16 protein-coding genes are annotated in these 19,965 nt (G+C 72.9%); 12 read left to right on the top strand and 4 right to left on the bottom strand.

Annotation, left to right across the window (positions count from 1 at the left end):
• Positions 1–9: 9 nt before the first annotated feature.
• A complete protein-coding gene (locus tag AB0P03_RS18915) occupies positions 10–621 on the top strand; it encodes a GNAT family N-acetyltransferase (RefSeq protein WP_363629766.1) in 612 nt (203 codons plus the stop codon).
• Between the two features lie 95 nt (positions 622–716).
• A complete protein-coding gene (gene pip, locus AB0P03_RS18920; protein WP_363588881.1) occupies positions 717–1,676 on the top strand; it encodes a prolyl aminopeptidase in 960 nt (319 codons plus the stop codon).
• 57 nt (positions 1,677–1,733) lie between these two features.
• On the opposite strand, the gene AB0P03_RS18925 is transcribed toward pip, so the two are convergent.
• Positions 1,734–3,725 carry a S9 family peptidase gene (locus AB0P03_RS18925; RefSeq protein WP_363629767.1) on the bottom strand — a complete coding sequence of 664 codons (1,992 nt, stop codon included), beginning with the start codon at positions 3,723–3,725 and terminating at the stop codon, positions 1,734–1,736.
• Between the two features lie 223 nt (positions 3,726–3,948).
• Here AB0P03_RS18925 and AB0P03_RS18930 point away from each other — a divergent pair, with 223 nt between their 5' ends.
• The 7 genes from AB0P03_RS18930 to AB0P03_RS18960 all read left to right on the top strand — a co-directional run bounded on the left by AB0P03_RS18930 (position 3,949) and on the right by AB0P03_RS18960 (position 15,826).
• Complete coding sequence (locus AB0P03_RS18930) at positions 3,949–5,709, top strand: acyclic terpene utilization AtuA family protein (protein WP_363629768.1); 1,761 nt, start codon at positions 3,949–3,951, stop codon at positions 5,707–5,709.
• Positions 5,706–7,304 (top strand): carboxyl transferase domain-containing protein, encoded by a 1,599-nt coding sequence (locus AB0P03_RS18935; RefSeq protein ID WP_363629770.1) that lies wholly within the window; start codon positions 5,706–5,708, stop codon positions 7,302–7,304. Before AB0P03_RS18930 ends, AB0P03_RS18935 begins: the two co-directional genes overlap by 4 nt.
• Positions 7,305–7,370: 66 nt before the next feature.
• Positions 7,371–9,395 (top strand): biotin carboxylase N-terminal domain-containing protein, encoded by a 2,025-nt coding sequence (locus AB0P03_RS18940; RefSeq protein WP_363629771.1) that lies wholly within the window; start codon positions 7,371–7,373, stop codon positions 9,393–9,395.
• Positions 9,396–9,408: 13 nt separating this feature from the next.
• The gene (locus AB0P03_RS18945) at positions 9,409–10,590 is read left to right on the top strand and encodes an acyl-CoA dehydrogenase family protein (protein ID WP_363621641.1); all 1,182 of its coding nucleotides are present in this window, start codon (positions 9,409–9,411) and stop codon (positions 10,588–10,590) included.
• Positions 10,591–10,806: 216 nt separating this feature from the next.
• The gene (locus tag AB0P03_RS18950) at positions 10,807–12,447 is read left to right on the top strand and encodes an AMP-binding protein (protein WP_363584635.1); all 1,641 of its coding nucleotides are present in this window, start codon (positions 10,807–10,809) and stop codon (positions 12,445–12,447) included.
• 143 nt (positions 12,448–12,590) lie between these two features.
• Positions 12,591–13,211 (top strand): TetR/AcrR family transcriptional regulator, encoded by a 621-nt coding sequence (locus AB0P03_RS18955; RefSeq protein WP_363584637.1) that lies wholly within the window; start codon positions 12,591–12,593, stop codon positions 13,209–13,211.
• Between the two features lie 146 nt (positions 13,212–13,357).
• The gene (locus tag AB0P03_RS18960) at positions 13,358–15,826 is read left to right on the top strand and encodes a SpoIIE family protein phosphatase (RefSeq protein ID WP_363584639.1); all 2,469 of its coding nucleotides are present in this window, start codon (positions 13,358–13,360) and stop codon (positions 15,824–15,826) included.
• A 39-nt stretch (positions 15,827–15,865) separates the two neighbouring features.
• On the opposite strand, the gene sph is transcribed toward AB0P03_RS18960, so the two are convergent.
• From sph to AB0P03_RS18975, 3 genes are all read right to left on the bottom strand, one after another.
• Positions 15,866–16,876, bottom strand: a complete 1,011-nt coding sequence (gene sph, locus AB0P03_RS18965; RefSeq protein WP_363629773.1) for a sphingomyelin phosphodiesterase — start codon at positions 16,874–16,876, stop codon at positions 15,866–15,868.
• Positions 16,877–17,064: 188 nt separating this feature from the next.
• The gene (locus AB0P03_RS18970) at positions 17,065–17,277 is read right to left on the bottom strand and encodes a DUF397 domain-containing protein (protein WP_363584643.1); all 213 of its coding nucleotides are present in this window, start codon (positions 17,275–17,277) and stop codon (positions 17,065–17,067) included.
• 10 nt (positions 17,278–17,287) lie between these two features.
• Positions 17,288–18,106 carry a helix-turn-helix transcriptional regulator gene (locus AB0P03_RS18975; protein WP_363629775.1) on the bottom strand — a complete coding sequence of 273 codons (819 nt, stop codon included), beginning with the start codon at positions 18,104–18,106 and terminating at the stop codon, positions 17,288–17,290.
• A 133-nt stretch (positions 18,107–18,239) separates the two neighbouring features.
• Between AB0P03_RS18975 and AB0P03_RS18980 the strand changes: the two genes are divergently transcribed.
• From AB0P03_RS18980 to AB0P03_RS18990, 3 genes are all read left to right on the top strand, one after another.
• A complete protein-coding gene (locus AB0P03_RS18980) occupies positions 18,240–18,503 on the top strand; it encodes a hypothetical protein (RefSeq protein ID WP_363584647.1) in 264 nt (87 codons plus the stop codon).
• On the top strand, positions 18,500–18,685 hold the full coding sequence (locus AB0P03_RS18985; RefSeq protein ID WP_363629777.1) for a hypothetical protein: 186 nt from the start codon (positions 18,500–18,502) through the stop codon (positions 18,683–18,685). The genes AB0P03_RS18980 and AB0P03_RS18985 overlap by 4 nt, the downstream gene beginning before the upstream one ends.
• A gap of 279 nt (positions 18,686–18,964) precedes the next feature.
• Complete coding sequence (locus AB0P03_RS18990; RefSeq protein WP_363629778.1) at positions 18,965–19,909, top strand: radical SAM protein; 945 nt, start codon at positions 18,965–18,967, stop codon at positions 19,907–19,909.
• Positions 19,910–19,965: the final 56 nt, after the last annotated feature.

Consider the following 19,965-nt stretch of genomic DNA (forward strand, 5'->3'; position numbering starts at 1 on the left):
CGTCAAGCCGTGACCGGTCTGCATCAGGCCCTGACCTGCGGCTATGCTGCCTTCGCCGGAGGTGACCACCGCCGGCGAAGGCGGCTGCGGCAGTGGGGGTCGGAGAGCATGCGGTACCGGATCGAGCGGATGGGGGCCGAGGACTGGCAGCGCCTGCGGAAGGTGCGGCTGGCCCAGCTCCTCGACTTCCCGATGGCCTTCGGCGAGACCCACGCCGCGGCGCAGGCCCTGGGCGAGGCCGACTGGCGGGCCCGGACGGCGCGGGTGAACGAGCCGGGCAGCGTCGGCCTGGTGGCCGTCGACCCGGACGGCGAATGGGTCGGCACGATGCTCTCCGTCCCCGACCGGGACCAGGCCGCGACCGCCGTCCTGATCGGCGTCTGGGTGGCCCCGGAACACCGCGGCCGCGAACGCGGCGTGACGGACGCCCTGTTGGACGCCGCCACCGACTGGGCCCGCACCGAGGGCGGCGCCAAGCGGATGCTGCTCGGCGTGCACGAGGCGAACGCCCGCGCCGCCGCCTTCTACCTGCGCCGGGGCTTCACCTACACCGGCGGGGAGACCCCGTACGGGCTCGACCCGCGGGCCCGCATCCTGGAGATGGCCCTCCCGCTGGACTGAAACGCCCTGAGGCCGGCCGAACGGCCGTTCCCACGAAGCGGGTTGGGCGGAAAAGCGCGGGCCCCGAGCGCGCCCGCGCCCTAGGATCGACGGTCATGGTTGATCTCTATCCTCCGACGAGTCCCTACGGCCACGGTTTCCTCGACACCGGAGACGGCAACCGGGTCTACTACGAGCAGCTCGGCAACCCCGAGGGCAAGCCCGTCCTCTACGTCCACGGCGGCCCCGGCGCGGGGACGCCGGACCGGCCCACCCGGGCGTGGGATCCGGAGTGCTACCGCGTGATCCGCTACGACCAGCGCAACTGCGGCCGCAGCACCCCGCACGCCGGCGACCCGGCGGCGGACATGAGCCTGAACACCACGCAGCACCTGATCGACGACATGGAGCGGCTGCGCGAACACCTCGGCATCGAGCGGTGGTTGCTGAACGGTGCCTCCTGGGGTTCGACCCTCCTGCTGGCCTACGCGCAGCAGCACCCCGAGCGGGTCAGCGAGATCATCATCCAGGCGGTGACGACGACCCGCCGGGCCGAGACCGACTGGCTCTACCGGGGCGCCGGGTCCTTCTACCCCGAGGCGTGGGACCGGTTCCGCGAGGGCGTGCCCGAGGACGAGCGGGACGGCGACCTGCTCGCCGCCTACGCGCGGCTGATGGAGAACCCCGACCGGGCGGTCCGGGCGAAGGCCGCCGCCGGCTGGCTCGCCTGGGAGGACGCGGTCATCTCGAACGAGCCCAACGGCTCGCCCGGCATGTACAGCGCCCGGGAGGTCGACGAGCAGATCGCGTTCGTCCGGATCTGCGCCCACTTCTTCAGCAACGGCGCCTGGCTGGAGGAGGACCAACTGCTGCGCAACGCCCACAGGCTGGCCGGGATCCCGGCGGTGCTGGTGCACGGCCGGCACGACATGGGCTGCCCGGTGCAGACGGCCTGGGAGCTGGCGAAGGCGTGGCCGGGCGCGCGGCTGCACATCTCCGAGGACTCGGGGCACATCGGCAGCGAGGAGATGAAGAACACCGTCCGGGAGGCCATCGAGGAGTTCAAGCACCGCTGATCCTGCCCGGGTTCCGCCACTCGTCGATCGCGACTCGATGCCCTCCCGGGTACGGGCTCACAGCCAGCGGTCGTACCAGGCGCGGATGCGCCGGAGGGCGTCGAGTTGATGGGCGCGCTCGTGGAGCCCGTGGCCCTCTCGGGGGTAGACGACGAACTCGTGCTCGACGCCGAAGTGGCGCAGTGCGCGATGGAAGTGGACGGCCTGGCCGAGGGGGACGTTGGTGTCCTGCTCGCCGTGCAGGATCAGGACCGGGGTGCGGATCCGGGACGCGTAGGAGATCGGGCTGTTCCGGTCGTGGAGGTGCGGTCCCGGCCCGCTCCAGCCGGTGCTGCCGCCGAGCGCCGCGTCCATGGCTCCCCACTCGCCGGTCCCGGCCTGCATGCCCCAGTCGGTGATGCCCGCGCCCATCATGGCGGCCTTGAACCGCCCGGTCTGGCCGATGGCCCAGGCCGCCATGAAACCGCCGTGGCTCCAGCCGGAGATGCCCAGGCGTTCGGGATCGGCGACTCCCTCGGCGACCAGCAGGTCGATCCCGGCGAGGATGTCGGTCCACTCGTCGCCGCCCACCGCTCCCGCCACCACGGCGGCGAATTCATGGCCGTGGCCCGACCCGCCCCGGGGATTGGGCAGGAAGACCGCGTATCCGGCGGTCGCCAGCCACTGGCCGCAGTCGACCGCGGTGAGCGTGAACTCGTCGGCATGGCGGAAGTAGGGGCCGCCGTGGACCATGGTGACGAGCGGGAACGGGCCCTGGCCCCGAGTCCGGCCGGCCGGCAGGATCAGCAGGCCGTCCAACTGGAGTCCGTCGGACGCCTGGTAGCCGAGCCGTTCCTGGGCACCCCAGCGGATCCCGCGCAGTTCGGGGCTGGTGTCGCTGAGCCGGAGCAGTGGCCCGCCCGTGGGGCCCGCGTGGACGTTCCTGGGTTCGCGCGCGGTGCTCAGCAGCACGGCGAGGGTCGCTCCGGAGCGACTCGCAGTGAGCCCGGCGAGCGTGCCGGGCGTGCCGAACGTGCCTGGCGTGCCGGGCGCGCAGGACAACCGGTGGAACCGCAGCGACTGCGGATCGAGCCGGTATAGCGCGGTGTCCAGCCCGTCGGCGAACAGCGCCAGCGGCGGCCCGTCGGCGACCTGCACCAGCTCGGTGGGGCAGGCGGGCATGCCGACCGTGAGATCGCGCTGTTCGACGGTCGGGCCGGTCGTCGGCGGCACGGTGTCGATCACGGCGAGCGCGCCGACCAAGTGCCCGGGGGTCACCGCCAGGTGGGCCAGATGCCATTCACCGTCGTGGTGCCACCAGACCGGGGACCGGGCCTCGAATCCGACCGGGCCCAGGTCCTGGACGGCTCCCGTCTCCGGGGCGACCAGGTGCAGTCCTGCCGTCGTGACGCCGGGGTCGAGCTCGGGGGTGGCCCAGCTCAGCACGGCCAGCGGGCCGCCGTCCGGACGCTGGGCCACCTCCACGACATGGCGGTCTCCGAGGCCGTCCACGGTGCGGACCACGCCGGTCGCCAGGTCGAGCAGGCGCAGCCGGGTGGCGGGGAGGTGCCGGCCCCAGACCTTCGCGTCGTCACCCTCGGCCTCCCGGCGTTCGTCCTCCGGGGTGGGCTCGTCCTCGGCGAGCAGCGCCACGGTGCGGCCGTCGGCGAGCGGGTAGTGGTCGCAGATGCCCCCGCGCCACCTGGTCAGGGGCTCCGCCCGGGCGATGTCCCCGCTGCCGTCCAGAAGGATCCGCCGGAGTTGAGCGGTGCCCCGCTCCTCGCGGTCGGAGGTGAGAAACAGAGAAGCCGAGTCCGGCGCCCACTTCGGGGCGGCGGCGCAGGCCGTGCCGTCGGTCAGCCCGCGCGGGGCGGCGCTGCCATCGGCGGCGGCGACCCAGACCGAGCTGTGCGGGCGTCCGTCCCTTCCACTGTTCGCGACCACGCCGTAGGCGACCAGGCGACCGTCCGGCGAGATGGCCGGCGCCACGGGGGCGGCCATGTCCACCACCAGTTCCGCGGTGAGCAGGCGGGTCGAGTCGGGAGTCGGTCGCGGTGCGGGATGCGGCATGCGGACTGCCTTTCACTCGCCAGTACGACGGACGGACATCGTGTCGCACCGACGGGCCGGTGTCAGTCGGGTTTCGGAGAATCGGGCCGTACGCGGCCCTGTCGAGTGCGGCCACCGGCTCGAAACAAGCAGGCGTGATTGCTTTTTTTCGCGCCCGGTGCCACGCTGCTGCCCGGCGGCGCTCGTGTGGGGGCGTCGCCAACCCGTCGGCAGGGGAGGCGCTTTGGCGCGCGAACGCTCGGTACTGCGGGTCGGCAACGCCTCGGGGTTCTACGGGGACCGCTTCGCGGCGGTGCGGGAGATGCTCACCGGCGGGCCGCTGGACGTGCTCACCGGGGACTACCTGGCGGAGCTGACCATGCTCATCCTGGCCCGGGACCGCCTGAAGGACCCGTCCCTCGGCTACGCCCGGACGTTCCTGCGGCAGATGGAGGAGTGCCTCGGCCTGGCGCAGGAGCGCGGGGTGAGGATCGTGGTGAACGCGGGTGGGCTGAATCCGGCCCGGCTCGCCGCCGAACTGCGGAACCTGGCACAGCGCCAGGGCCTCGCGGTGGCCGTCGCCCACGTCGAGGGGGACGACCTGATGCCGCGCAGGAGCGAACTCGGCTTGCCTGACGGCCTGTTGGCCGCGAACGCCTACCTCGGCGGCTTCGGGGTGGCGGCCTGCCTGGCCGCGGGCGCCGAGGTGGTGGTCACCGGGCGGGTCACCGACGCGGCGCTGGTCGCCGGGCCCGCGATCGCCCACTTCGGCTGGACGGCGGCGGACTTCGACGCCCTCGCCGGGGCGGTGGTCGCCGGGCACGTGCTGGAGTGCGGCGCCCAGGCGACGGGCGGGAACTACGCGTTCTTCCGCGAGCACGACGTCACCCGCCCGGGCTTCCCGATCGCCGAACTGCACGCCGACGGCTCCAGCGTGATCACCAAGCACCCGGGCACCGGCGGCGCCGTCACCGCGGGCACCGTCACCGCCCAACTCCTGTACGAGACGGGCGGTGCGCGCTACCTGGGCCCGGACGTCACCGCCCGGCTGGACACCGTGCGGCTCGCCGAGGAGGGGCCGGACCGGGTCCGGATCGACGGGGTACGCGGCGAGGCGCCGCCGCCCACGCTGAAGGTGGGCCTGAACCGGCTCGGCGGCCACCGCAACGAGGTGGTGTTCGTCCTCACCGGCCTCGACATCGAAGCCAAGGCCGACCTGGTGCGGCGGCAGTTCCTGGACGCCCTGCCGCCCGCCGCCCGGCCCGCCGAACTGCGCTGGACGCTCGCCCGGACCGACCACCCGGACGCCGGCACCGAGGAGGCCGCCTCCGCCCTGCTCCGGCTCACCGCCCGCGACCCGGACCAGGCCAAGGTCGGGCGCGAACTGGGCAAGGCCGCCGTGGAGTTGGGGTTGGCCGGTTACCCGGGCTTCCACCTCACCGCGCCGCCAGGCCCCGGCGCGCCGTACGGGGTGTTCGCCGCCGCGTACGTCGACGCCGAGGCCGTCGAGCACACCGCCGTGCTACCGGACGGCCGCCGGCTCGCCGTCCCGCCGGCCCCGGTGACGAGCCGACCTGCTGAGACCTCCGAAGAGCCGACGCTCCCCGCAGCACTCCCAGCAGTACTCCCAGCAGTACTCCCAACTGCACTCCCCGCAGAACCCCCCGCCGGCCCGCGTCGCCGCGCCCCGCTCGGCCTGGTGGCCGGCGCCCGCAGCGGCGACAAGGGCGGCGACGCCAACCTCGGCGTCTGGGCCCGCTCCGAGGCGGGATGGCGCTGGCTCGCCCACACCCTCACCGTCGACAAGCTGCGCGAACTCCTGCCCGAGACCGCCGACTTGCCCGTCACCCGGCACCTGCTCCCGAACCTGCGCGCGGTCAACTTCACCCTCACCGGCCTGCTCGGCGAAGGCGTCGCCGCCCAGCACCGCTTCGACCCGCAGGCCAAGGCCCTCGGGGAGTGGCTGCGCTCCCGCCACCTCGACATCCCGGAGGCCCTGCTGTGACCGTGCTGCCCACCCGCGTCGACCCGGCCGGGCCCGAGTACGCCGAGTACCGCGCCGCGATGCTCGCCAAGCTCGCCGGGCTGGACGCCGAGCACGCCAAGGCGCTGGCCTGCGGCGGCCCCAAGTACGTGGACCGCCACCGCGCCCGCGGCAAGCTGCTGCCGCGCGAGCGGATCGAGCTGCTGGTCGACCCGGACTCGCCGTTCCTGGAGCTCTCGCCGCTGGCCGCCTGGGGCAGCGACTACCCGGTGGGCGCGGCGCTGGTCACCGGCATCGGCGTGATCGAGGGCGTGGAGTGCCTGATCACCGCCAACGACCCGACCGTGCGCGGCGGCGCCAGCAACCCGTGGACCCTGCGCAAGGCCCTGCGCGCCAACGAGATCGCGTTCGACAACCGCCTCCCGGTGGTGAACCTGGTCGAGTCCGGCGGGGCCGACCTGCCCAGCCAGAAGGAGATCTTCATCCCCGGCGGCGCGTTGTTCCGCGACCTCACCCGGCTCTCCGCCGCCGGAATCCCCACCGTGGCCGTGGTGTTCGGCAATTCGACGGCCGGCGGCGCCTACGTCCCCGGCATGTCGGACCACACCGTGCTGGTCAGGGAGCGCGCCAAGGTGTTCCTCGGCGGCCCGCCGCTGGTCAGGATGGCCACCGGTGAGGAGGCCGACGACGAGTCGCTCGGCGGCGCCGAGATGCACGCCCGCACCTCCGGCCTGGCCGACCACTTCGCGGCGGACGAGGCGGACGCGCTGCGGCTGGCCCGCCGGATCGTCGCCCGGCTGGACCACCGCAAGCCGGGCCCGTCGCCGGACCGGCTCGCCGAGCCGCCGAAGTACGACGAGGAGGAGCTGCTGGGCATCGTCCCGGGCGACCTCAAGGTGCCCTTCGACCCGCGCGAGGTGATCGCCCGGATCGTCGACGGCTCCGACTTCGACGAGTTCAAGCCGCTCTACGGCACCAGCCTGGCCACCGGCTGGGCCCGGCTGCACGGCTACCCGGTCGGCGTGCTGGCCAACGCGCAGGGCGTGCTGTTCAGCCCGGAGTCCCAGAAGGCCGCCCAGTTCATCCAGTTGGCGAACCAGCGGGACATCCCGCTGCTGTTCCTGCACAACACCACCGGCTACATGGTCGGCCGGGCGTACGAGCAGGGCGGCATCATCAAGCACGGCGCGATGATGATCAACGCCGTCGCCAACTCCCGGGTGCCGCACCTGTCGGTGCTGATCGGCGCGTCCTACGGCGCCGGCCACTACGGCATGTGCGGGCGGGCGTACGAGCCGCGCTTCCTGTTCGCCTGGCCGAGCGCCAAGTCCGCGGTGATGGGCCCGCAGCAGCTCGCCGGGGTGCTGTCGATCGTCGCCCGGCAGTCGGCCGCCGCGAAGGGGCAGCCGTACGACGAGGACGCGGACGCGGCGATCCGCGCCATGGTCGAGCAGCAGATCGAGGCCGAGTCGCTGCCGGTCTTCCTGTCCGGGCGGCTGTACGACGACGGCGTGATCGACCCGCGCGACACCCGTACGGTGCTCGGCCTGTGCCTGTCCGCGATCCACAACGCGCCGGTCGAGGGCGCGCGCGGCTACGGCGTCTTCCGGATGTGAGACCGAACTGTTCGACCGAGCTGCGAGACCGAGCTGCGAGACGGAGCTGTGAGGGGCACCCGAGACATGATCACCAACCTGCTGGTCGCCAACCGTGGCGAGATCGCCCGCCGGGTCTTCCGCACCTGCCGGGCCCTGGGCGTCGCGACCACCGCCGTCCACTCCGACCCGGACGCCGGGGCCGCGCACGTCCGTGAGGCCGACGCGGCCGTGCGGCTGCCCGGCGCCGCGCCCGCCGACACCTACCTGCGCGCCGACCTGATCGTCCGCGCCGCGCTGGCGGCGGGCGCGGACGCCGTCCACCCCGGGTACGGATTCCTGTCGGAGGACGCCGGGTTCGCGCAGGCCGTGCTGGACGCCGGGCTGGTCTGGGTCGGCCCGCCGCCGGCCGCGATCGCCGCGATGGGCTCCAAGACGGCCGCCAAGCGGCTGATGGCCGAGGCCGGGGTGCCCGTGCTGGACGCCCTGACCGACCCCACCGAGGCCGACCTGCCGCTCCTGGTCAAGGCGGCGGCGGGTGGCGGCGGACGCGGCATGCGGGTGGTGCGCACGCTCGCGGAGCTCCCCGGCGAACTGGCCGCCGCCCGCGCCGAGGCGGCGAAGGCCTTCGGCTCGGACGAGGTGTTCTGCGAGCGCTACCTGCCCGCCGGGCGGCACGTCGAGGTCCAGCTGCTGGCCGACGCGCACGGCACGGTCTGGGCGGTCGGCGACCGCGACTGCTCGCTCCAGCGGCGGCACCAGAAGGTGATCGAGGAGGCCCCGGCCCCCGGCCTGCCCGAGGCGGTGCGCGCCGGGCTGCACGCGGCGGCCGTCAGCGCCGCCCGGGCGATCGGCTACACCGGTGCCGGTACGGCCGAGTTCATGCTCGGCGAGGACGGCCGGTTCCACTTCCTGGAGATGAACACCCGCCTCCAGGTCGAGCACCCGGTCACCGAGGCGGTCACCGGACTGGACCTGGTGGCGCTCCAACTCGCCGTCGCCGAGGGGGAGCGGCTGCCAGGGCCGGTCCCGCCGCCCGCCACCGGCTGCGCGATCGAGGCCCGGCTGTACGCGGAGGACCCGGCGAAGGACTGGCAGCCCGCCACCGGCACCCTGCACCGCCTCGAACTCACCGTGCCGCACCAGGAGTTCGGCGGCCGGGGTGTCCGGCTGGACTCCGGCGTGGCGGCCGGCGACGAGATCACCCCGCACTACGACGCGATGCTCGCCAAGGTGATCGCCTGGGCGCCGACCCGCGCCGCCGCCGCCCGCCGGCTGGCCGACGCGCTCGCCCGCGCAGAGGTCCACGGGCCCGCAACCAACCGGGAGTTGCTGGTCCGCGCGCTGCGGCACCCGGCCTTCCTGGCCGCACGCCTGCACACCGGCTTCCTGGCCGAGCACGCGGCCGAACTCACCGCCCCGGACGGCAGGGAGACCGCGCGCGCCGCCCTGGCCGCCGCCCTCGCCGACGCCGCCGCCCGGCGCACCGGGCCGCACGGCGCACTGCCGTCGGGCTGGCGCAACCTGCCCTCGCAGTCGCAGTCCAAGCGCTACCGCACCGACGACGGCGCAGAGTTGGAGGTCCGATACCGCCTCACCCGGGACGGCCTGCGGGCCGACGACCACCCGCGGACGGAGCTCCTGGACGCCTCGCCCGAGCAGGTCACGCTGCGCGAGGGCGCCGTCCGGCGCGGCCACCGCGTCGCGCGCTACGGCGACCGGGTGTACGTCGACACCCCGAACGGCGGCATCGCGCTCACCGCCCTGCCGCGCTTCCCCGACCCCGCCGCCCGGGCGGACCCGGGCGCGCTGCTCGCCCCGATGCCCGGCACCGTCGTGCGCACCACCGCCGCCGTCGGCGACACCGTCACCGCCGGTCAGCCGCTGCTCGTCCTGGAGGCGATGAAGATGGAGCACCGCGTCACCGCCCCCGCCGACGGCGTCCTGGTCGAACTCCACGCCGCCCCCGGCCGGCAGGTCGAACTCGGCACCCTGCTCGCCGTCGTGCAGCCCGAGGCCGGTCCCGCCGCCGAGCCCACTGCAACAGCCGCCGTCCAGCCCGCCGCCGAGCCGACCGCACCAGCCGCCGTCCAGCCCGCCGCAGAAGCCTGAGGAAGGACCCCGCATGTCCACCATCGGCAGTCAGCTCATCGAGACCACAGAACGCCGGGCCCTGCGCCAGGCCGTCGGCGACCTCGGCCGCCGCTACGGCTCCGCCTACTACATGGCCAAGGCCCGGGCCGGCGAGCCCGCCGACGAGCTGTGGGCGGACGCGGGCAAGGCCGGCTACCTCGGCGTGAACCTGCCTGCCGAGTACGGCGGCGGGGGCGGCGGCATCACCGATCTGGCCATCGTGCTGGAGGAGTTGGGCTCGGCCGGCTGCCCGCTGCTGCTGCTCATCGTCTCCCCGGCGATCTGCGGCACCGTGATCGCCCGCTTCGGCACCGAGGAGCAGAAGCAGCGCTGGCTGCCCGGACTCGCCGACGGCAGCCGCAAGATGGCCTTCGGCATCACCGAGCCGGACGCCGGCTCCAACGCGCACCGGATCTCCACCGTCGCCCGCCGGGACGGCGGGGACTGGCTGCTGACCGGCCGCAAGGTGTTCGTCTCCGGCATCGACCACTGCGACGCCGTGCTGTTCGTCGCCCGCACCGAGACCGCGGACACCGGCGGGGGCCGCAGGCTCAAGCCCTGTCTGTTCATCGTCCCGCGCGACGCCGCCGGCTTCGAGTACCGGGCGATACCGATGGAACTCGTCGCCCCCGAGAAGCAGTTCCAGGTCTTCCTGGACGACGTCCGGCTGCCCGCCGACGCCCTGGTCGGCGACGAGGACGCCGGCCTGTTGCAACTGTTCGCGGGCCTCAACCCCGAGCGCGTGCTGACCGCCGCGTTCTCCCTCGGCCTGGCCCGCCAGGCCCTCGGCAAGGCCGTCGAGTACGCGAAGACCCGCACCGTCTGGTCCACCCCGATCGGCGCCCACCAGGGCCTGGCTCACCCGCTGGCCCAGTGCGCGGTGGAGATCGAGCTGGCCCGGCTGATGACCCAGAAGGCCGGGCTGCTCTACGACGCGGGGGAGGACCTGGCCGCCGGGGAGGCCGCCAACATGGCCAAGTACGCGGCCGGCGAGGCCGCCGCCCGTACCGTCGATCAGGCGGTGCAGACGCTGGGCGGCAACGGCCTCACCCAGGAGTACGGGCTGGGCGCGCTGCTGGCCGCCACCCGGGTCGGCCGGGTCGCCCCGGTCAGCCGCGAGATGGTGCTCAACTACGTCGCCCAGCACACCCTCGGCCTCCCGAAGTCCTATTAGTCCGCCTCCTTCCAGGGCGCACCGGAAGCACCTACCGGACCCACCGGACGCACCCACCGGACGCACCCGCCCGGCGTGCCCCCGGTGGGTCACCAGAGGGACATCTCGGCGAACTTTGCAGTGGCGGACGTCATGGTCCGTATGCTCCTGTTCGTACCCTCGGTCGACCTTTCGCCGCGCCAGCCGATGCGTCAACTACCTTTCTGGAGGCTTACTTTGGTGTTCCGCAGCGAATTCCCGGACGTGCCGACGGTGGACCTGCCGATCCATGAGGCGGTGCTCGGCGGCGCGGCGGCGTACGGTGACCGGCCGGCCCTGATCGACGGCGTCACCGGGGAGCGCGTGAGCTACGCGCGGCTCGCCGCCGGCGTCGAGCGGGTGGCCGCCGGACTGGCCGCGGCCGGGGTGCGCCAGGGCGACGTGGTGGCCCTGTTCAGCCCCAACACGCTTGGCTACCCGACGGCCTTCTACGGTGCCACCCGGGCCGGCGCCACCGTGACCACGGTGTCCTCGATGGCCACGCCCGCCGACCTGGCCGGGCAGCTCGGCGACAGCGGCGCCCGCTGGCTGGTGACCGTCTCCCCGCTCCTGCCGACCGCCAGCAAGGCCGCCGCCCTGCTCGCCGAGCAGGGCGGCCCACTGGCCGAGATCCTCGTCCTGGACGGCGCGGAGGGCCACCGCTCGCTCGCCGACCTGCTGACCACCACCGGCCCCGCCCCCGGGATCGCCATCGACCCGGGCCGGGACGTCGCCGTACTGCCCTACTCCAGCGGCACCACCGGACTGCCCAAGGGGGTGATGCTCACCCACCGCTCGATCGCCACCAACCTCGCCCAGTGCGACGCCCTCTACCGGCCCGCCGTGGGCGAGCGGGTGCTAGCCGTGCTGCCCTTCTTCCACATCTACGGCCTGACCGCGCTGCTCAACCAGCCGCTGCGCTGCGGCGCCACCGTGGTGGTGCTGCCCCGCTTCGACCTGGAGCAGTTCTGCCGCACCATCGAGGAGCAGCGGGTGCAGGCGCTGGTGGTCGCCCCGCCGATCGCGCTCGCCCTGGCCAGGCACCCGGTCGTGGACCGCTTCGACCTCTCCTCCGTCGAGTACCTGCTGTGCGCGGCCGCTCCGCTGGATCCGGAGCTCGCCGCCGCCTGCGCCCGCCGCCTGGGCCTGCCGCACCTGCTCCAGGGCTACGGCATGACCGAGCTGTCCCCGGTCACCCATGTGGTCTCCCCGCTGGAGCGCGACCCCTCGCCCGGCTCGGTGGGGCGGCTGATTCCCTCCACCGAGCTGCGGGTCGCCGCCCTGGACGGGGCCGGCGAGGACCTCGGGCCCGGCGAGCCGGGCGAGCTGCTGATCCGGGGCCCGCAGGTGATGAAGGGGTACTTCGGCCGGCCCTCCGACACCGCCGCGGTGGTCGACTCCGAGGGCTGGCTGCACACCGGCGACGTCGGCTTCGTCGACGACCGGGGGTACCTGTACATCGTCGACCGGGTGAAGGAGCTGATCAAGTACAAGGGCCACCAGGTGGCCCCGGCCGAACTGGAGGCCGTGCTGCTCGGCCACCCGCAGATCGTCGACGCCGCCGTGATCGGCGTCCCGGACGCCGACGGCACCGAGTGCCCCAAGGCCTTCGTGGTCCGTGCTCCGGGCAGCGGCCTGAGCGCGGAGGACGTCACCGGCTTCGTGGCCGGGCTGGTGGCCCCGTACAAGAAGGTCCGCGCGGTGGAGTTCGTCGAGGCCGTCCCCAAGTCCGCGGCCGGCAAGATCCTCCGCCGCGAGCTGCGGGCCCGCGAGGCCGAGCGCCGTGCGGCGTCCGCGACCGCAGCCGCCGCGCCCACCGCCCCCGAGGCCTCCCGCTGAACGGCCGGGCCCCCGGCGGCCGAAGACCGGCGCCCGTCTGTGAGGATCGACCCGCCGAGCACGGCGGGCCCGCCGACCGCGACGGGCCCGTCGGGCACGACCGGCCCGCCGAGCCCCCACCGGAACAGGAACCGCCGCCAGCCATGACCAGCCACCCCGCCGTCCGCACCCCCCAGCAGGACCGCAGCCGCGCCACCCGGGCCCGGCTGCTCGCGGCGGCCGTGAACTGCCTGGCCGAGCTCGGCTGGCACGGCTCCACCGTCACGGTGGTCGCCGAGCGCGCCGGAGTGTCCCGGGGTGCCGCCCAGCACCACTTCCCGACCCGCGAGGACCTGTTCACCGCGGCCGTCGAACACGTCACCGCCGAGCGGCTGGCCGCCGTCCGCGCCCACACGGACGAGCTGCCGGCCGCCGGCCCCGACCGCACCCGGGCCGTCGTCGACATGATCGTGCGCCTCTACACCGGTCCCCTGTTCCGCGCCGCCCTGCACCTGTGGACGGCCGCCGCCACCGAGGAGCCGCTGCGCGAGCGGATCATCGCCCTGGAGGGGCACGTCGGCCGGGAGGCCCACCGGGCCGCCGTCGAGTTCCTGGACGCCGACGAGACCCGCCCCGGCGTGCGCGAGTCCGTGCAGGCCACCCTCGACCTCGCCCGCGGGCTGGGCCTGGCCAACCTGCTCACCGACGACAGCGTCCGACGATCCGGGGTGATCCGGCAGTGGACCGGCGTTCTGGAGAGTACGCTGCGGCCGGTACGCCCATGACTCCCGTACTACCGGAGCGACCGGACGACCCCTGACCAAGGGGTCGCCGGGCGGCCGATGTCCGTGCAGTCTGGAGAAGAATCCCGGCCGACACGGACCGTGAGGCCCCCGGCCGGGCACGAGCCGAACCGGGGTGCTGCCTGATCATGCACGGAAACGAGTGGGACGTGACCTCCGCCGCCGGCCCCGCACCGGGCGGCACCCCCGTACGCCCCGAAGGCCACCGACTCGTCCCGCTCGCGACGGCCCTGCTCCAGGGCGACGGCCTGATCCTGCACTGGAGCGAGGACGCCGAGGCGCTGCTCGGCTACTCCGCCGAGGAGGCCGTCGGCAGCTACGCCGCCCAGCTGCTCACCGACGGCACCGACCGCCCCGAGGTGCTGTCCCTGTTCTCCCACATCATGGGCGGCTCCACCGGCTGGTCCGGCGTCTTCCCCGTCCGCCACCGCGACGGCCACAAGGTCGACCTGGAGTTCCGCACCTACCCGATCGCCGGCCCGGCCGGCACCCTGCTGCTGCTCGCCACCGCCTCCGACATCCGCGCCCTCCAGGCGGTCGAGGCCGACCTCGCCGTCCTCGACGGCGTCTTCGACCGCTCACCGATCGGCATGGCCGTGTACGACACCGAGCTGCGCTACGTCCGGCTCAACGAGGCGCTCGCCCGGATGAACGGCGTCCCCGTCGCCGCCCACCTCGGCCGCCGGATACCCGCGGTGCTGCCCGGCATCAACAGCGTCGAGATCGAGCAGACCATGAGGCAGGTGCTCAGGAGCGGCAAGCCCGTGGTGGACGCCCGCTCCCACGGCCGGGTGCCCGGGGACCCCAAGCGCGACCGCGCCTGGTCCGCCTCCTACTTCCGGCTGGAGGACTCCACCGGCCGGGTCTTCGGCGTCTGTTCCTCGATCATCGACGTCACCGAGCGCTTCCAGGCCGAGGCCCGCGCCGCCCGCGCCCAGGAGCGGCTCGCCACCATCGCGGAGGCGACGGCCCGGATCGGCACCACCCTCGACCTCCAGCGCACCGCGGAGGAGCTGATCGAGGCCGTCGTCCCCCGGTTCGCCGACTTCGCCACCGTCGACCTGCTGGAACCGGTGCTGCGCGGCGCCGAACCCACCCCCATCCCCTCCGACCGGACGGTCACCCTGCGTGCCGTCGCCGTCGGCGAGTCCTACGAGTCGGGCCTCGCGCACGCCGTGGACACCGTCGGCGAGACCTCCGAGTACGCCCCCGACCGCAGCTACACCCAGTGCCTGCGCAGCGGACGCCCCCTGCTGCGCGCCCACGTGGACGCCGAGGTGCTGCGCGGCCTGGTCGCCAGCGAGGACCGGGTCGAGCCCGGCATCGCGGCGGGCATCCACTCGTACCTGATGGTGCCGCTCACCGCCCGGGGCATGGTGCTCGGCGGCTCCGAGTTCATCCGGATGCGCAACTCCGAGCCGTTCAGCGACGCCGACGTGGCGCTCGCCGAGGAACTGGTCGCCCGCACCGCGCTGGCCATCGACAACGCCCGGCTCTACCGGCGCGAGCGGGAGACGGCGCTCACCCTCCAGCGCAGCCTGCTGCCACAGGAGATCCACCGCACCCTGGGCCTGGAGATCGCCTACCGCTACCTGCCCAGCAGTGTGGTCAGCGAGGTCGGCGGCGACTGGTTCGACGTCGTGCCGCTGTCCTGCGGCCGGGTCGCCCTGGTGGTCGGCGACGTGATGGGCCACGGCATCCGGGCCGCCGCCACCATGGGCCAGCTGCGCACCGTCGCCCGCACGCTCGCCACCCTCGACATGCCGCCCGAGCAGGTCCTCACACGCCTGGACGAGACCGCCTCGGGCATCGGCGAGGGCCAGTTCGCCACCTGCATCTGCGCGGTATACGACCCGCTGGAGCGCACCGTCCAGGTCGCCTCGGCCGGCCACCTGCCGCCGATCTGGGTCGCCCCCGACGGCACCGCCAGCAGGGTCGAGGTGCCGCCCGGCGTGCCGCTGGGCGTCGGCGGGGTGGCCTTCGAGTCGATCGAGTTCACCCTGCCCGAGGGCGGCATGGTCACCCTCTACACCGACGGCCTGGTCGAGCGGCGCGGCCAGGACCTCGACGACGGCATCGACCTGCTGGCCGACACCCTCGCCGGGCCCGGCCGGACCCTGGAGGAGAACTGCGACGCCGTCCTCGGCGCACTGGTCACCGACGGCACCGAGGACGACATCGCGATGATCATGGCGCGGGTGCTGCCGCTGCCCGCCGACCGGATCGCCACCCTCCCGCTCACCGGCGGCGGCCGGCTGCCCGGCAAGGCCCGCCGCTTCACCCGCGCCACCCTGGACGCCTGGGGCCTGACCGCCCTCTCCGACTACGCCGAGCTGCTGGTCAGCGAGCTGGTCACGAACGCCCTGCTGCACGCCGACGCCCCGCGGCGGCTGCGGCTGTTCCGCGACCGGGTGCTCACCCTGGAGGTCTCCGACGCCGGCGGGGCGGCCCCGCAGCTGCGCCCCTTCGCCGAGCAGGACGAGGGCGGGCGCGGCATGTTCCTGGTCAGCGAGCTGGCCCAGCGCTGGGGCAGCCGGCTGACCAGGGACGGCAAGGTGGTCTGGGCCGAGCTGGAACTGCCGTTCGGGGCTGCTTAGTTCCCCGCGGGTCAGTCCCTGGTCAGTGCGCTTCCCCGGTCAGTGCGCGGCGAGCGGGTAGTGGTCGGAGAGGTCGGTGTAGGTGTAGCTCTTGCCCCAACTGCTCACCGTCCACGGCGCGCTGTGCGTGCGCAGGACCTGGTTGGTGTACTGCTGCGGGCGGGCGTGGTCGGCCCGGTAGAGCACGTAGTCCAGGTCCTCCTTGGGCTCGCCCGGGTAGCGGTAGGCGGCGATGGAGTTGTCGGCGGTGTCGAAGGAGTACGGCCAGCCCGTGCGGGCGGAGGCCGGCGCCAGGTTGGCGTTGTCCAGCAGGGACTGGTACTCGGAGCCGTGCGAGTCGATGTTGAGGTCACCGGCGAGCAGGATCGGCTCGTTCGCCGGGATCTGCTTGGCGTCCAGGAAGCCGCGCATGGCCGTGAGCTGCTTGGCCCGGATGGCGGCCGGCTGGCCGTTGGAGCAGCCCGAGTCGGTGGACTGCAGGTGGGTGCCGACCACGTGGGTGCGCTGGCCGTTCACGTTCAGGACGGCGTAGACGAAGCCCTTGTTCGAGAAGTAGTCCGAGCCGCAGGCGTCCTTGTAGACGTACTGCTCCTTGCGCAGGATCGGCCACTTGCTGAGCAGCGTCACGCCGCCGTCCTCGGGGGTGGTGGAGCTGTAGCTGCCGGAGGTCGCGTCCCAGCCGCTGGTGGAGCGGCCGACGACCGGGGTGTGGTACGGGTAGGCGGCCGAGGCCTTGGCGGTCAGGGCGTCGGAGGCCGCGTTGTCGAAGGCCTCCTCCAGGACGACCACGTCGTGGCCCTGGAAGAAGTCCGCCGAGGCGATCGCCTGCGCCCGGTGCTCCTGGCCCCAGTTGGGGTAGAGGGTCGTGCTCATCAGGAACGTGTTGTACGTGAGGACGTCCAGCGCGGGCGCGGTGACCGGGGCGCTCTCGGTCGTGGCGCCGGTGGCGGCCGTGGCGGGGGCGGTGGCGAGCGCGCCGAGCACGGCGGCGGCAGCGCAGGCGGCGGCAGCGCAGGCGGCGGCGGCCTTGCGGAGGGACGACAGCGGCATTGGGGCTCCGTGAGGGTATGACGTGAACGCGACGGTCAGCGGATGGTGTACATCCAACGTCGCCGCCCGCACGGTGCACAAGACCGCGCAAGAGCATTCGGTGAACGCAGTTGAAACACTGTCACCGCCAAGAACGCGCGAACCCCACCACCCGCTGAGGGTGGTGGGGCTCGCGAGAGTTGTGCGCGTCAGACCTCGCCGAACTCGCCGGCTTGGACGGCGGCGACGAACGACGACCAGGCCTCGGCGGGGAAGACGAGGGCAGGACCCTCGGGGTCCTTGGAGTCACGGACGGGCAGTACACCCGGGAAGCCGGGGGCCACCTCAACGCAAGACCCGCCATTGTTGCTGTAACTGGCCTTGACCCACGCGGCGTCGGATAGGTCTACAGGAGTGATCATGACGTTCCTCTCACGCCTTGCACTTTCGGATCAGCTCCAGTGACGCAGCCTTCGAGAGCGCTTCAACCTGGAGCTGGTGGCAGTCCCGCTCCCAGGCTTGAGCAGTCTCGGCGTCCCGCGAGAGGAAGCCGCGCAACTGGCACTCCGAGTATGCCAGGAGTTTTCGATCCGCCAGGGTCAGCAGCGTGACCATCATGGTGAACGGCAGCTCTTCTGCAAGAGAAAGCGGCGCCACTTGGATCGTGATGTTCGGACGAGTGGCGAGGTCTTCAAGGTGCGCAAGCTGCCGAGCCATGACCTTGCGCCCGCCCACCGGTCGTAGAAGGGCGCCCTCGTCCAGGACGAAGTGGAGCCGGGGCGCAGGCTGCCGGGCAAGTAGCTTCTGGCGCGTGGCAAGGAAGTCGAGCCGATCCGCAGCCTGCTCCTCGGTGACGCTGCCGCGCCGCACGGCGGCCGAGGCGAAGGCTGCGGCGTACTCCATTGTCTGCGCCAGGCCAGGCACGATGCCCAGTTCGAAGTGGTTGATGCTCAGGGCCTTCGCTTCTTGCTGGGCGTACTCGGGAAACCCTTCCAGCAACGATGAGCCGCTGAGACTCCAGTACGTCAGTTCTAGTGTTCCACCGGCACCAAGGGCCCGGTCGGCTTGTACGACCCAGTCGAGTGTGGGACTGCGTGTCCCTCGTTCGAGGTTGGAGATCTGACTGTCACTCAAGTTCGTCATCGCCCCGAGGTCGGTCTGTGTGAGCCCCGCCGCCTTGCGCAGCCTGCGGAGTTGTGCGCCGAAGGCCTTGAGGGGTGATGCGGACGGGTCCAGCTCGGTCTCGCGCATGATCAGACCTCCGTTGCATTCCTTATCCCACAGGGGATTTCGTCAAGTGGAGAACCCTTCCGATCGTAGAGGCTGTCGCGCCACCATGGCTACACCAAGTGACACGCCAAGAGCGAAGCGCTACGGAGACCCCATGCCCGAAAACCCGAAATCCGCGCTGCCCGACTTCGTCCGCAACGAGGTGGTGCGGGACCTGAAGCACCGAGACGACGACGGCAAGCCGAAGGAGGGGGTCTTCATGGAGATCCTCTGCGGGGCGGCCTTCCTGAGGCCGCTCGGCGGGGGGTGCGAGTGGACGACCAGGCCCGATCAGCTGCGACGGTGCGACCCCAGGGAGATCGCGCCGGGTACGGGGAGCAGCCCGCAGCGTCGGCCGATGTTCCCGGAGCCGGCGTGACCTCGGGGGAGATGCTGCTCGCCGGGCTGCACGTCAGCTCGTTGGCGGCCGGCGGCTTCACCGCTGTGGTCAACGGCTGCCGCGCCGCTGTCGGCCGAACCGCGAACCGGACCGACAAGCTCCCGCCACCGCGCCGCGAGTGCTCATCCCGCGCGGTGGCGGGGTTCAACGCCCGTCCGTGACAGGCAATCACGGACGGGCGCCGGCAGGCCTACCTCCCCTGCCGGCCGGCTCCGAGGGCACGTTGGCGCCAGACCCTCGCCGAGCCACACCGCTCCCCGTCGGCCACTCCGCCGACGGGGAGCGGCCGCCTCAATCACCGGTCAGTGGAGCCCAGATCTCCCCTGGTCGGAACCCCTGCCCCAGGGACAGTGAACCGTTGCCCAGTCAGCCGGCTGCCCGGGGCGGGCAGCCAGTTTGAACCAGCCCATCCGCACCACCGAACTGGAAGGGAGCACAACGTGAACACCATCATGACGTTGGCGCTGGACGTGCCCGGCACCGTAGAGCTGGAGCTGACCGACAAGTGTCAGATGTCGTGCGGGCACTGTCTCAGTGACTCCGGCCCGACCGTGCCGCACGGCGCGATGACCCTGGACGACTGGAAGGCGGTGATCGGTGAGTGCGCCGAACTTGGCGTCAAGGTCGTCCAGCTGATCGGCGGAGAGCCCACGACCTTTCCGGGCTGGGCGGACCTCGTCGACCACGCGCTGAGTCACGGACTCGGCGTCGAGGTCTTCTCCAACCTCTTTCACGTCACGGACAAGGGTTGGGCGGTCTTCTCGAAGCCGGGCGTCCGGCTGGCCACCTCGTACTACTCCGTCAACTCCGGGGAGCACGACAAGGTGACGAACAAGCCGGGCTCCCACGAGAAGACTCGGACCAACATCGTCAAGGCCGTCCGCCTCGGTATTCCGATCCGGGCCGGCGTCGTCCGCTGTCACGACGGGCAGCTGGAGAAGCTGGCCGTGGACGAGCTGCGGGCGCTGGGCGTCGAAACCGTCACCCTGGACAACGCACGCGCGGTTGGACGAGGCAGCGGCGGTACTGCGCCGACCATGGATGCCCTGTGCGGTAGGTGCGCGCTGGGGCGGCTGGCCGTTCTCCCCGACGGCGCCGTTGTCCCGTGTGTGCTCGGAAGGTTTCTGCCGACCGGCAACGTGCAGGATCCGGGCGGGCTCCGGAGCGTCCTCACCGGCCCCCGGTGGGCGGAGATCACCGCGAGCATCCCGCGCAAGGCCGCCATGGGTTGTCCGCCGAATGACTCCAACGACTGCAACCCGGCCAACACGGAGGCGTGCGCGCCGAAGTACGAGCTCGTCCCCGTGTCGCTCGGTGGCTGTCCGCCGAACGACAGCAACGACTGCAACCCCGCCAACACCGAGGCGTGCGCGCCGAAGTTCTGAAAGGCTCCCGAGGCATGACAAACATCCCATGGCAAGGACGGGCCGCCGATCTGGCC

The sequence above is a fragment of the Kitasatospora sp. NPDC088779 genome, assembly GCF_040685395.1.
Classification (GTDB): Bacteria; Actinomycetota; Actinomycetes; order Streptomycetales; family Streptomycetaceae; genus Kitasatospora.

Coding starts and splice junctions, on each gene's coding strand:
- pip (WP_363588881.1), top strand. CDS start 717: ATGGTTGATCTCTATCCTCCGACGAGTCCCTACGGCCACGGTTTCCTC.
- AB0P03_RS18925 (WP_363629767.1), bottom strand. CDS start 3,725: ATGCCGCATCCCGCACCGCGACCGACTCCCGACTCGACCCGCCTGCTC.
- AB0P03_RS18940 (WP_363629771.1), top strand. CDS start 7,371: ATGATCACCAACCTGCTGGTCGCCAACCGTGGCGAGATCGCCCGCCGG.
- AB0P03_RS18945 (WP_363621641.1), top strand. CDS start 9,409: ATGTCCACCATCGGCAGTCAGCTCATCGAGACCACAGAACGCCGGGCC.
- AB0P03_RS18955 (WP_363584637.1), top strand. CDS start 12,591: ATGACCAGCCACCCCGCCGTCCGCACCCCCCAGCAGGACCGCAGCCGC.
- AB0P03_RS18960 (WP_363584639.1), top strand. CDS start 13,358: ATGCACGGAAACGAGTGGGACGTGACCTCCGCCGCCGGCCCCGCACCG.
- sph (WP_363629773.1), bottom strand. CDS start 16,876: ATGCCGCTGTCGTCCCTCCGCAAGGCCGCCGCCGCCTGCGCTGCCGCC.
- AB0P03_RS18970 (WP_363584643.1), bottom strand. CDS start 17,277: ATGATCACTCCTGTAGACCTATCCGACGCCGCGTGGGTCAAGGCCAGT.
- AB0P03_RS18975 (WP_363629775.1), bottom strand. CDS start 18,106: ATGCGCGAGACCGAGCTGGACCCGTCCGCATCACCCCTCAAGGCCTTC.
- AB0P03_RS18980 (WP_363584647.1), top strand. CDS start 18,240: ATGCCCGAAAACCCGAAATCCGCGCTGCCCGACTTCGTCCGCAACGAG.